At 73.5% G+C, this 12,034-nt stretch carries 8 protein-coding genes; 2 read left to right on the top strand and 6 right to left on the bottom strand.

Translation table 11 applies throughout. From position 1 onward, the window contains the following. Positions 1-22: 22 nt before the first annotated feature. From obgE to ABD979_RS15790, 6 genes are all read right to left on the bottom strand, one after another. Positions 23-1,552, bottom strand: coding sequence for a GTPase ObgE (obgE, locus tag ABD979_RS15815; RefSeq protein ID WP_345508463.1), 1,530 nt, complete (start codon positions 1,550-1,552; stop codon positions 23-25). 131 nt (positions 1,553-1,683) lie between these two features. Beyond that, entirely contained in the window at positions 1,684-1,953 is a 270-nt protein-coding gene (gene rpmA / locus ABD979_RS15810; protein WP_344254274.1) for a 50S ribosomal protein L27, read from the bottom strand. Between the two features lie 47 nt (positions 1,954-2,000). Beyond that, positions 2,001-2,309, bottom strand: a complete 309-nt coding sequence (rplU, locus tag ABD979_RS15805; RefSeq protein ID WP_045190103.1) for a 50S ribosomal protein L21 — start codon at positions 2,307-2,309, stop codon at positions 2,001-2,003. A gap of 125 nt (positions 2,310-2,434) precedes the next feature. Continuing rightward, positions 2,435-5,908 (bottom strand): Rne/Rng family ribonuclease, encoded by a 3,474-nt coding sequence (locus tag ABD979_RS15800; RefSeq protein WP_425583993.1) that lies wholly within the window; start codon positions 5,906-5,908, stop codon positions 2,435-2,437. A 387-nt stretch (positions 5,909-6,295) separates the two neighbouring features. After that, positions 6,296-7,069, bottom strand: a complete 774-nt coding sequence (locus ABD979_RS15795; RefSeq protein ID WP_345508461.1) for a TIGR03936 family radical SAM-associated protein — start codon at positions 7,067-7,069, stop codon at positions 6,296-6,298. Between the two features lie 21 nt (positions 7,070-7,090). Continuing rightward, complete coding sequence (locus tag ABD979_RS15790; RefSeq protein WP_345508460.1) at positions 7,091-7,867, bottom strand: lysophospholipid acyltransferase family protein; 777 nt, start codon at positions 7,865-7,867, stop codon at positions 7,091-7,093. Positions 7,868-7,963: 96 nt separating this feature from the next. Between ABD979_RS15790 and ABD979_RS15785 the strand changes: the two genes are divergently transcribed. Together ABD979_RS15785 and valS are read left to right on the top strand one after the other, a co-directional pair. Then, positions 7,964-9,232, top strand: a complete 1,269-nt coding sequence (locus ABD979_RS15785; protein WP_345508459.1) for a DUF2207 family protein — start codon at positions 7,964-7,966, stop codon at positions 9,230-9,232. A 100-nt stretch (positions 9,233-9,332) separates the two neighbouring features. Continuing rightward, positions 9,333-12,002, top strand: coding sequence for a valine--tRNA ligase (gene valS, locus ABD979_RS15780; protein WP_345508458.1), 2,670 nt, complete (start codon positions 9,333-9,335; stop codon positions 12,000-12,002). Positions 12,003-12,034: the final 32 nt, after the last annotated feature.

Raw genomic sequence — 12,034 nt, 5'->3', positions numbered from 1 at the left:
AGGCCCGCCAGGGGGTCTCCGATCAGGCGTCGTCGTCGTCGGCGGGCACGTGCCAGAGGCCGGCGCGGCGCTCGGCCTCGAGCTCGTCCTGCGTGGCCGCGCGGGCGGCGTAGCGGTCGCGCTGGGCCTCGCGCTTCTCGTCACGCGTCGGGCGCGAGGACTCCGAGAGGCGCAGGTCGGTGCCGCGCGAGCCGAGCAGCTCGGCGCCGGCCTGCAGGGTCGGCTCCCAGTCGAAGACGACGGCGTCGTCGGTGGCACCGATGACGACGGTGTCGCCCGCCACGGCGCCGACCTTGTAGAGCTGCTCCTCGACGCCGAGCCGGCCGAGCCGGTCGGCGAGGTAGCCGACGGCCTCGTCGTTGCTGAAGTCGGTCTGGCGCACCCAGCGCACCGGGCGGTCGCCGGTGACGCGGAAGAAGACGCCCTCGGGGCCCTCCTCGCGGGTGACCGAGAAGCCCTTGTCGTCGACCGACCGCGGCCGCAGCACGACCCGCTTCGGCGTGGCCGCCGCGGCCTCGATCTCGGCGCGGGCGGCGTCGACGTGGCGGGCCATCGCGAAGCTCAGCTCGCGCAGCCCCTGGTGCGCGACGGCGGAGACGATGAAGACCTCGATGCCACGCGCCTCGAGGTCGGGCTTGACCATCTCGGCGAGCTCGCGCGCCTCGGGCACGTCGGCCTTGTTGAGCACGACGATGCGGGTGCGCTCCGCGAGCGGTCGCCCGCCGAGCGAGGCGTCCGGCACGTAGAGGGAGAGCTCGTTCTCGATGACGTCGAGGTCGGTCATCGGGTCGCGGCCCGGCTCGAGCGTGGCGCAGTCGATGACGTGCACGAGCACCGAGCAGCGCTCGACGTGGCGCAGGAACTCGAGGCCGAGGCCCTTGCCCTCGTGGGCGCCGGGGATGAGCCCCGGCACGTCGGCGACGGTGAAGCGGCTCGAGCCGGCCGTGACGACCCCGAGGTTGGGCACGAGCGTGGTGAACGGGTAGTCGGCGATCTTCGGCTTGGCGGCCGAGAGCACCGAGACGAGCGAGGACTTGCCGGCGCTCGGGAAGCCGATGAGCGCGACGTCGGCCAGCGACTTGAGCTCCAGCACGACCTCGATGTCCTCGCCGGGCTCGCCGAGCAGGGCGAAGCCCGGTGCCTTGCGGCGCGAGCTCGCCAGCGCCTTGTTGCCCAGGCCGCCGCGGCCACCCGCCGCGATGACGTGCTCGGTGCCCATGCCGACGAGGTCGACGATGATGGCGCCGCTGCCGTCCTTGACGACCGTGCCCTCCGGCACCGCCAGCACGAGGTCGTCGCCGTCGGCGCCGTTGCGCTCGTCGCCGGCGCCCGGGGCGCCGTTGCCGGCCTTGCGGTGCGGGTGGCGGTGGTACTCGAGCAGCGTCGTCGACTGCGGGTCGACCCGGAGGATGACCGAGCCGCCCCGGCCGCCGTTGCCCCCGTCGGGGCCGCCGAGCGGCTTGAACTTCTCACGCTTGACGGAGGCCACTCCGTGGCCACCCGCACCGGCGCTGAGATGCAGCACCACGCGGTCGACGAAGGTCACTGCCATGGGGGTCACTCTTCCAGATCAAAGGGGGCGGACGGCATCCGTCAGCGGACGGAGCCCTCACCGGGAAAGCCGGAAGGGCGGGCCGCGCGGGCCCGCCCTTCCGGAACACACTCAGTGCGTGATCGAGGCGATCACTCAGCGGCAGCCGGCTCCGGCTGCTCGATGTTGACGGTCTTGCGGCCGCGCTTGGTGCCGAACTTGACGGCGCCCGCGACGAGGGCGAACAGCGTGTCGTCGCCACCGCGACCGACGCCCTCACCCGGGTGGAAGTGCGTCCCGCGCTGGCGGACGAGGATCTCGCCCGCGTTGACCTTCTGGCCACCGAAGCGCTTGACGCCGAGGAACTGTGCGTTCGAGTCGCGACCGTTGCGGGTCGAGGATGCACCCTTCTTGTGTGCCATGTCAGTTGTCTCCTTGAGAGTTCTGTGCCGAGCCGGTCAGGCGTCGATCACGCGGTGATGTCAGTGATCTTGACCTGGGTCAGCGGCTGACGGTGGCCCTGACGCTTGCGGTAGCCGGTCTTGTTCTTGTACTTCATGATGACGATCTTGGGGCCCTTCGCGGCCTTGACGACCTCGGCCTTGACCGACACCTTGGACAGCTTGTCGGCGTCGGACGTGACGGTGGTGCCGTCCACGAGGAGCAGCGGCGTGAGCTCGATGGCATCGCCGGGCTGACCCGTCACCTTGTCGACGAGCAGGACATCGCCCACCGACACCTTCTCCTGGCGACCGCCAGCGCGAACAATCGCGTACACAGTGAAACTCACTCTCTCATCAGGGTTCGGTGTCGCCGCTTTCGGCACCGGCCCGTCAACACGGGCCCGGTGGGCGCACCAAGGGTCAAGATTACCGGCTGGGGGCTCCCAGCTCCAAACCGAGGTCAGGCGCCGTCGCCGGCACCGCCCTCGGCGTTGCCGCGCGGGGGCCCGGCCGGGGCGACGACCCGACCCCGCCGGCGGCGTCCGCGCGTGGCGGGGGCCGCCGTCTCGACCGGCTCAGGCGTCGCGGCCGGGGTGACGGGCGCCTCGGCTGCGGCGGGTGCCTCCACCGGCTGCTGCTCGTGCTGCTCGTGCTGCTCGTGCTGCTCGGTCGGTGCCGCGTCGACGACGTCGGACTCGAGCTCGACGTGGCTGCCGCCCTCGGTCGCCTGGGCGTGCGTCCCGGCGTCGTCCGCCGGGGCCGGGGCCTCGGCGCCCGACCACGGGCCGTCGTCGTCGGGGAACGCGTGCGGGTGACCGTCGCCGGGGGTGTCGTGCTGGCTGGCCTGCTGGGCGTCGTGCTGGGCCTGCACCTCGGCGACGGCCTCCGCGGCGGCCTCGCCGACGGGCTGGCCCGACGCGCTCTTGAGCGCGGCGGCGTGCGCGGCCGCCGCGATCTGGGCTGCGGTCGGACCGGAGGGGCGGGTCTCCTGCTGCGTGGACGAGGACGCCGCTCCCCCGGCGTTGCCGCCGCCGTTGCCCGAGCCGTTGCCGCCGTTGCCGGTGGCGGGGCCGGACTGGCCCCGACCCCGGCGCCGGGCGTTGCCCTCGGGCTGGCTCTGCTCGTGGGCGTGGGCGCCCTTGTCGACCGGTGCGGTGTGGATGATGAAGCCGCGCCCGTTGCAGTGCTCGCACGTCTCGGAGAAGACCTCGATGAGGCCAGAACCGACGCGCTTGCGGGTCATCTGCACGAGGCCGAGCGAGGTGACCTCGGCGACCTGGTGCTTCGTGCGGTCGCGACCGAGGCACTCGAGCAGGCGGCGCACGACGAGCTCGCGGTTGCTCTCGAGCACCATGTCGATGAAGTCGATGACGATGATGCCGCCGATGTCGCGCAGCCGCAGCTGGCGCACGATCTCCTCGGCCGCCTCGATGTTGTTCTTGGTGACCGTCTCCTCGAGGTTGCCGCCCGAGCCGACGAACTTGCCGGTGTTGACGTCGACGACCGTCATCGCCTCGGTGCGGTCGATGACGAGCGAGCCGCCGCTCGGCAGCCAGACCTTGCGGTCCATCGCCTTGGCCAGCTGCTCGTCGACGCGGTGGTGCACGAAGAGGTCCTCCTCCGAGGTCCACTTCGTGACGCGGTCGGCGAGGTCGGGGGCCACCGACGAGATGTAGGGGTGGATCTCGTCCCAGGCCTGCTCGCCGGCGACGACGAGCTGCTTGAAGTCCTCGTTGAACACGTCGCGGATGACGCGGACCGTGAGGTCGGGCTCGCCGTGCAGCAGCATCGGGGCCTGCCCGCCCGTGACGGAGCCGGTGCCGCCGTTCTTCTTCTTGCCCTTGCTCTTGCCGGCACGGGGCGTCGACGAGGCCTCGGCCTGGGACTGGATCTCCTCCCACGTCCGAGTGAGGCGCTCGACGTCGGCGCGCAGCTCCTCCTCGCTCGCCCCCTCGGCGGCGGTGCGCACGATGACGCCCGCAGAGTCCGGCACGACATCGCGCAGGATCTTCTTGAGGCGCGCGCGCTCGGTGTCGGGCAGCTTGCGGCTGATGCCGGTCATCGAGCTGTTCGGCACGTAGACGAGGTAGCGGCCGGGCAGCGAGATCTGTGAGGTGAGGCGCGCACCCTTGTGGCCGATCGGGTCCTTCGTCACCTGCACGAGCACGGTCTGGCCCGAGCTCAGCGCGTTCTCGATGCGCTTGGGCTGGTTCGACTCGAGCCCGGCGGCGTCCCAGTTGACCTCGCCGGCGTAGAGCACGGCGTTGCGGCCCTTGCCGATGTCGACGAAGGCGGCCTCCATCGACGGCAGGACGTTCTGCACGCGCCCGAGGTAGATGTTGCCGGCCATCGAGACGTTGGTGGCCTGGTCGATGTAGTGCTCGACGAGCACGCCGTCCTCGAGCACGCCCATCTGGGTGCGCCCGTCCTTGTTGCGCACGACCATGACGCGGTCGACCGCCTCGCGGCGGGCGAGGAACTCGGCCTCGGTGATGATGGTGCGGCGCCGGCCGGCCTCGCGGCCCTCACGGCGGCGCTGCTTCTTGGCCTCCAGACGGGTGGAGCCGCGCACCGCCACCGGCTCGTCGCTCTGCGCGCGGGGCTGGCGCACGCGCGTCGAGACGTTGGGGCTCTCCTCGCCCGAGTCGCTGCTCGACCCGGCGCGACGGCGCCGGCGGCGGCGGCGGCTCGAGCCACCCTCGTCGTCCGAGTCGGCCGGCTCGTCGTGGTCGTCGCGCTCGTTCGCGTCGGACACGTCCTTGCCGTCACGGGCGTCACCCGCGCCACGGGCGTCCCTGCCGGTGTCCGGGGACCCGCCCTGCTCGTCGCCGCCCGCGGCGCTCGAGCCACCCGAGGCGCCGGAGCTGCCGGAGCCACGGCGGGAGCGGCGCCGTCCGCCGGTCTCGGTCGCCTCTGCGGTCTCGGCCGCCTCGGCGGCGTCGTCCTGGGTGTCGTCGTCGCCGCGTCCCCGACGGCCCTTGCCGCCACGGCGACGGCGCGAGCGGCGCGGGGTCGTCTCCTCGTCGCCGCCGGTGCGCGCCTCGCGGCCCGTGTCGGCGTCCTCGACGTCCTCGTCGACGCCGAGGTCGTCGCGCTCGTCCTCGTCGTCGGCAGGCACCGCAGCGGGCGGAGGCGGGCCCTCGGCCGAGGCGGCGCGCCGACGGCGCGTCGGGGTGGCCTTGCTGGCGTCGGGTGCCTGGAAGAGGACGCTGAAGCTCGGCACGACCTCGGCCGCGGCCTCGTCGGTCTCGTCGCCCTCCTCGTCCTCCGAGTCCTCGGCGTCGGGCACGACGCCCTGGGCGTCGGTGGCGTCAGGACGCGCCGCCTCGGGGGTGCCGGAGCCGGCGACGGCCTCGTCGAGGGCGAGGGCCGTGTGGTCGATCAGGTCCGGGTCGGTGCCGGCGGGCGTGGCCTCGTCGGCGCCGTCGCCGGTGGCCTGCACCTCGGCGACGAGCTCCTCGAGCGCCTCGGCCGCGCGCGCGGCCGTCTTCGAGCGCGAGGCGCGCTTGGTCGTTCCAGCCGCACGCGGGGCCTTCGCGGCCTTCGTCGCACGCGGTGCCCGGGCGGCCTTGGCGGCCGTCCTGGCGGCCGTCACGGGCTCGCCGTCGGCGGTCGTCTCGGCGGCGGTCACGGGCTCGCCGTCGGCGGTAGTCTCGGCGGCGGTCGTCTCGGCGGCGGTCGTCTCGGCGGCGGTCGTCTCGGCGGCGGTCGCCTCGGCGGTGCCGGAGGTGGTGTCGGCGGCCGGGTCAGCGGGTGCCTCGACCGTCGGGGCGTCGGCCGCGGGCGCCTCGGCCGGTGCCGGGGTCGCCTTCTTGCGGGTGGCGCGCTTGCGGACGGCCTTCTTGGCGGGCGCGCTCCCGGCGTCCGGGGCGGCGGGTGCGTCCGGCCCGGCGGAAGCCGTGGGCTCGGTGGAGGCGGCGGCCTCGGTGGGCACGCTGGGCACGCTGGGCTCCGCGGGGGCGCTGGGCTCCGCCGGGGCGCTTGGCTCAGGCGTCGCGGCAGCGGTCGTGACCCGCCGCGAGGCGCGCCTGCGGGGCGCCGGCGCCGCGGGCGCCTCGGCGGCCTGCGCGAACAGGGTCTCGTCGCCGGTGGAGGGGGTGTCGTTGGGTGCCATCAGGCAGTCTCCCGTCAGGTGCGGTGCGACCCACACGCGGCCGGGGCCGTCGGCACCGCACGAGTGCGGTTGCAGTCGTCGCGCCGCGTGTGCGACGGACGGAAGTCGTCTCGCTACACCCGGAAACGGTTCGCGCTGGGCGCGGCCCCGTGACCGGCTGCCGGCGACCTCTGGTCGGCAACCGGTTCGCCGTCATGACCTGGTGGGTCATTCCAGCGGGTCGGTCACCCTCGCGGATGCGGTGTCGAGCGGTCCCTGCGCCAGACGCGTCACCAGTGGCGGACGCGGAGGCTGCAGGTCGGCGGTCTCACGCAGCGCGGTCAGAATGTCGTCGGGGCGTACAGCAGGTGTGGTGTGCCGTACGACCATGCGCAGTATCGCACAGTCACCCTCGATCACGTGAGACGTGACCGTGTCGGTGAGCGCGTCGGCCGGCCCCAGCACCCGCGCCGTGACGATCGCACCGCGCACGTCGAAGGTGCGCGGGCCCGACTTCGTCATCCGCGTCACCTCGGCGCGCTCGAGCGCCAGCAGGCCCTCGACAGCCGCGCGCAGCACCTCGAGCGGCACCCCGGCGAACTCGAGCACCCAGTCGCTCGCCTCGAGCCGGTCGGCGAGCGCCCCGGGGGCGGCCTCGACGACCTCGACGACGTCGATGCCCCGGGGCAGCGCCTCGTCGAGCGCCACCCGCACCGACTCGGGGTCGACACGCTGGGTCACGGAGATCTCGACGTACTCGGCCTCGCTGCCGGTGCCGGTGGCGGCCGCGTTGGCGTAGCTGATCTTCGGGTGCGGGTGGAAGCCGGCGGAGAACGCCATCGGCACGTCGGCGCGCCGCAGGGCCCGCTCGAGCGCCCGCTGGAAGTCACGGCTCGAGGTGAAGCGGAGCCGCCCCCGCTTCGTGTAGCGGATCCGGAGCTTCTGGACCGCGGGGTCCGGTGCCGGACCCTCGGGGACGCGCTGACGTGCCTGACGAGCCATGCCCGAAGGCTACCGGCGCCCTCAGAGGTCGGCGGAGAAGCCCCGCTCGGCGTCCGCACGACGCTGCCGTTCCCGAGCGTCCTCCTCGTCGAGACGGGTGGCCTCGGCGAGGGTCGGGGCGGTGCCGCCGAGCCGGGCCGGCAGGTACTTGAGGTCGGGTCCGGTGAGCGGCTCGTAGGCGGCCTGGGCCGTGTCGAGCAGCTCGGCCATGACGGCCTTGTAGCGGGTCGTCACCTCCTCCGGGTCGGCGTCGGCCGGCGCGGGCACGGGCTCACCCACGGTGATGAGGATCGGCACGTTCGTGCGGCCGAGGCGGCGCGGCAGCCCCTTGGACCAGACCCGCTGGCTCCCCCAGATGACGACGGGCAGGATCGGCACGCCCGCCTCGGCCGCCATCCGCGCGGCGCCGGTCTTGAACTCCTTGAGCTCGAACGAGCGCGAGATCGTCGCCTCGGGGAACACCCCGACGATCTCGCCACCGCGCAGCGCGTCGAGGGCGGCGGCATACGAGCTCGCGCCGGCGGTGCGGTCGACGGGGATGTGGTGCATGCCGCGCATGAGCGGCCCGCTGACGGGGTGCGAGAAGACGCCGTCCTTGGCCATGAAGCGCACGAGGCGGCCCGAGCCCTGCGCGGCGAGGCCCGCGTAGGCGAAGTCGAAGTAGCCGGTGTGGTTGACCGCCATGACGGCTCCGCCGCTGCGGGGCACGTTGTCCTCGCCGAGGATGGTGAACTTCAGCCCCTGCATCGCGAACACCCCGCGGGCGAAACCGATGACGGACGAGTAGACGGGCTCCATGGGGACACTCTGCCCTGCGTCGCTACGCTTCGGCACGCCGATGCGCCGAACGGGCGCGCCGACGGACGGGGGACGACCGTGAGCACCATCGCCGCAGTGACCGACGCCACGGCCGCCGTGCTGGCCCACGTGCCGGCCCACGTGCCGGCCCTCGTCGACCGCGACACCCTCGTGGGGGCGTCGGCGCTCGGCCTCGTGCCCGTCGCGCTGGCCGCTCTCGTGGTGCTCGTCAAGTGGTGGCGCGGGCGCGACGAGGTCTTCGTCGACGTGACGCCCGGCCTGCTGCCGGCCGACCCCGCCCGCGCACCGCGGCGCCGCGTGCGCGGCGGCCAGTGGTCGGGCACCGTGGCCCCGGCCTTCGCACCGCCGGGGGCAACCCGACCGGGTGAGGCGCGCGCGGGCGTCGTGCGGCCAGGGGTCGTGGGCACGGTCGTCGACGGCGTCGCCGACCCGCACGACGTCAGCGCGACCCTGCTCGACCTCGCCGTGCGCGGCTGGTTCCGCATCGTCGACGTGCGCGAGCGCGAGGACGAGCGGCCGCGCGACTGGGAGCTGCGCCGCAGCCCCAGCCAGCCCGAGGAGACCCCGTCGGCCTTCGAGCAGCTGCTCCTCGACCGGCTCTTCGAGGGCCGCGACCACGTGCGGCTCTCGGAGCTGCGGGGCTCCTTCGCCCTCACCATGCGGGAGGCCCAGATCGGGCTCTACCGCGAGGTCGTCGACCGCGGCTGGTACGCCCGCCACCCCCGGGCACGCAACGGGCGCACCCGCGCGGCGGGGCTCGCGGTCCTCGTGCCGCTCACGCTCGCCGCCGCCGTCGTCGTGGTGACCGCGTTCCTCGACGCGCACGACTGGTCGCTGACACCGGTCCTCGTCGGCCTCCTCGTCGCCCTCGTCGTGCTGGCCCGCTTCGGCGGCGCGCGCACGCCGCGCACCGCCGAGGGCACCGCCCTGCGCATCCAGGCGCTGGGCTTCCGCGAGTACCTCGCGACGGCCGAGGCCGACCGGCTGAGGTTCGAGGAGAAGCGCGCCCTGCTCACCGGCTACCTGCCGTACGCCGTCGCGTTCGGTCTCACGGCCCACTTCGCCGACCTGCTGCGCGACCTCGCGAAGGAGAGCCACTGGGGCGACTACGTCGACGGCCTCGACTGGTACGACTTCGGCGGGTCGGGCCCCGACGGCGCGGACCTCTCGCTCGGCGACGCGCTCGGCGACCTCGGCGAGCTCACGTGGATGGCGGACGCCGGCGACCTCCTCGACGGCGTCGACGGCTTCACCGACGCCACCGACTCGCTCTTCTCGTGGGACGGGCTGCCCGGCTGCGGCGACGGCTGCGACGGCTGCGACCTGCCGGGCTGCGACCTCTGAGCCGGGGGCGCCCGGCCGAGAGCGACGGCATACGACCCCTCCCCGGGCGTCCGGGAAAGGTGGTCGAGGGCACCCCGACGACCATGGAAGGATTGCTCGCATGACTGACGCACCTGACGCCACGACCTCGCGGATCCCCGAGCGGCCCTCGCTCGACGGCCTCGAGGAGAAGTGGATGCAGGTATGGGCCGACGAGGGCACCTACGCCTTCGACCGCGAGCGGGCCCTGACGCTGCCCCGCGACCAGGTCTTCGCCATCGACACGCCGCCGCCGACCGCGAGCGGCAGCCTGCACGTGGGCCACGTCTTCAGCTACACGCACACCGACTGCATGGCGCGCTACAAGCGCATGCAGGGCCTCGAGGTCTTCTACCCCATCGGCTGGGACGACAACGGCCTGCCGACCGAGCGCCGCGTGCAGAACTACTACGGCGTGCGCGGCGACGCGAGCCTGCCCTACGAGGAGGGCTTCACGCCGCCGTTCGAGGAGGGCGTCGACGCCAAGGGCAAGGCCATCAAGGCCGCCGACCAGCGCCCGATCAGCCGCAAGAACTTCATCGAGCTGTGCGACGTGCTGACGGTCAAGGACGAGGTGACCTTCGAGTCGCTCTTCCGCCGGCTCGGCTTCAGCCTCGACTGGGACATCAGCTACCGCACCATCGACGAGCGCTCGCGCGCCGTCGCCCAGCAGGCCTTCCTGCGCAACCTCGCCCGCGGCGAGGCCTACCAGAGCGAGGCCCCGGGCCTCTGGGACGTGACGTTCCAGACGGCCGTCGCGCAGGCCGAGCTCGAGGCCCGCGACTACCCGGGCGCCTACCACCGGGTCGCCTTCCACCGTCCCGACGGCGAGCCGGTCTTCATCGAGACGACCCGCCCCGAGCTCATCCCGTCGGTCGTCGCGCTCATCGCGCACCCCGACGACGAGCGCTACCAGGGCCTCTTCGGCACGACCGTCACCTCGCCCCTGTTCGGCGTCGAGGTGCCGGTGCTCGCGCACCGCGCGGCCGAGATGGACAAGGGCGCCGGCATCGCCATGTGCTGCACGTTCGGCGACCTCACCGACGTCATCTGGTGGCGCGAGCTGCAGCTGCCGATCCGCTCGCTCATCACCCGCAACGGGCGCCTGCAGGCCGAGACGCCCGAGTGGCTCGTCGGCGGCCCCGGCGAGGAGCTGTATGCCGGCTCGCTCGCCACCAAGACGACGTTCAGCGCGCGCGAGGCCGTCGTCGCGGCGCTGCGCGAGTCGGGCGACCTCGACGGCGAGCCGCAGAAGACCCAGCGCAAGGCGAACTTCTACGAGAAGGGCGACAAGCCCCTCGAGATCGTCACGTCGCGGCAGTGGTACATCCGCAACGGCGGCCGCGAGGAGGCCCTGCGCGGCAAGCTCGTCGGGATGGGTGACGAGGTCGACTTCCACCCCGCCTTCATGCGCTCGCGCTACAAGAACTGGGTCGAGGGCCTCAACGGCGACTGGCTCATCTCGCGCCAGCGCTTCTTCGGCGTGCCCTTCCCGGTCTGGTACCCCGTGACCGCCGAGGGCGAGACCGACCACGCCCACCCGATCGTCGCCCCGGAGTCGGCGCTGCCGGTCGACCCGCAGATCGACGTGCCCGAGGGCTACGAGGAGGGCCAGCGCGGCGTGCCCGGCGGCTTCGTCGCCGACCCCGACATCATGGACACGTGGGCGACGTCGTCGCTCACCCCGCAGATCGCGGCCGGCTGGCCGGTGCGCGAGGGCGCGGCCGAGGGCACGGGCCGGCTCGGCTCCGACGAGGCGCTCTTCTCCTCGATCTTCCCCTACGATCTGCGGCCGCAGGGGCACGACATCATCCGGACCTGGCTCTTCGCCACGGTGACGCGCTCCTTCCTCGAGCACGGCGTCGCGCCGTGGCGCCACGCCGCGATCAGCGGCTGGATCCTCGACCCCGACCGCAAGAAGATGAGCAAGAGCAAGGGCAACGCCGAGACGCCCGAGGACGTCGTCAAGGCCAACGGCGCCGACGCCGTGCGCTACTGGGCCGCGTCGGGTCGCCTCGGCACCGACGCCGCCTACGACACCGGCCAGATGAAGGTCGGCCGGCGCCTCGCGATCAAGGTGCTCAACGCGAGCAAGTTCGCGCTCGGCTTCGGTGACGTCTCCGGCGACCTGCGGGCCTCCGTCACGAATCCCCTTGACCTGTCGATGCTCTCGGCGCTCGCCGACGTCGTCGACAAGGCCACGCAGGGCTTCGAGGGCTGGGACTACACGCGCTCGCTCGAGGTGACCGAGACCTTCTTCTGGACCTTCTGCGACGACTACCTCGAGCTCGTCAAGGACCGCGCCTACGGCGGCCAGGGCGACGAGGCGGCCGCGAGCGCCCGTGCCGCGCTGCGCCTCGCGCTCGAGACGCTGCTGCGCCTCCTCGCGCCGTTCCTGCCCTACGCGACCGCCGAGGTGTGGTCGTGGTTCGGCGAGGGCTCGGTGCACCGCCAGCCGTGGCCGACCCGGGGCGAGCTGCCGACCGGCGGTGACGCCGCGCTGCTCGCCTCGGTGGGCGCCGCGCTCGCCGGCGTGCGCAAGGTCAAGTCCGAGGCGAAGGTCGGCATGCGCGCCGAGGTGCGCACCATGACGCTCGTCGCGCCGGCCGCGTCGGTGGCGCACGTGCGCTCCGCCGAGGCCGACCTGCGCGCCACGGGTCGCATCAGCGAGCTGGCGTATGCCGAGGGCGAGGCCGTCGAGGTGCGTGACGCCGAGCTCGTCCCCGCCGAGAAGACACCTCCACCGGCCTGAACGGTCCGCGGGCAGCGCCGCTGGCATAGGGT

It is taken from the genome of Terrabacter aeriphilus (genome assembly GCF_039542985.1).
GTDB lineage: Bacteria > Actinomycetota > Actinomycetes > Actinomycetales > Dermatophilaceae > Terrabacter > Terrabacter aeriphilus.
Note: the sequence above shows the minus strand (reverse complement) of the source record. Positions and strands in the feature narration are given on the sequence as shown.

Excerpts from the sequence above, each read along its gene's own strand:
- ABD979_RS15790 (WP_345508460.1), bottom strand. The coding sequence starts at position 7,867 with ATGGAGCCCGTCTACTCGTCCGTCATCGGTTTCGCCCGCGGGGTGTTC.
- rpmA (WP_344254274.1), bottom strand. The coding sequence starts at position 1,953 with ATGGCACACAAGAAGGGTGCATCCTCGACCCGCAACGGTCGCGACTCG.
- obgE (WP_345508463.1), bottom strand. The coding sequence starts at position 1,552 with ATGGCAGTGACCTTCGTCGACCGCGTGGTGCTGCATCTCAGCGCCGGT.
- ABD979_RS15795 (WP_345508461.1), bottom strand. The coding sequence starts at position 7,069 with ATGGCTCGTCAGGCACGTCAGCGCGTCCCCGAGGGTCCGGCACCGGAC.
- valS (WP_345508458.1), top strand. The coding sequence starts at position 9,333 with ATGACTGACGCACCTGACGCCACGACCTCGCGGATCCCCGAGCGGCCC.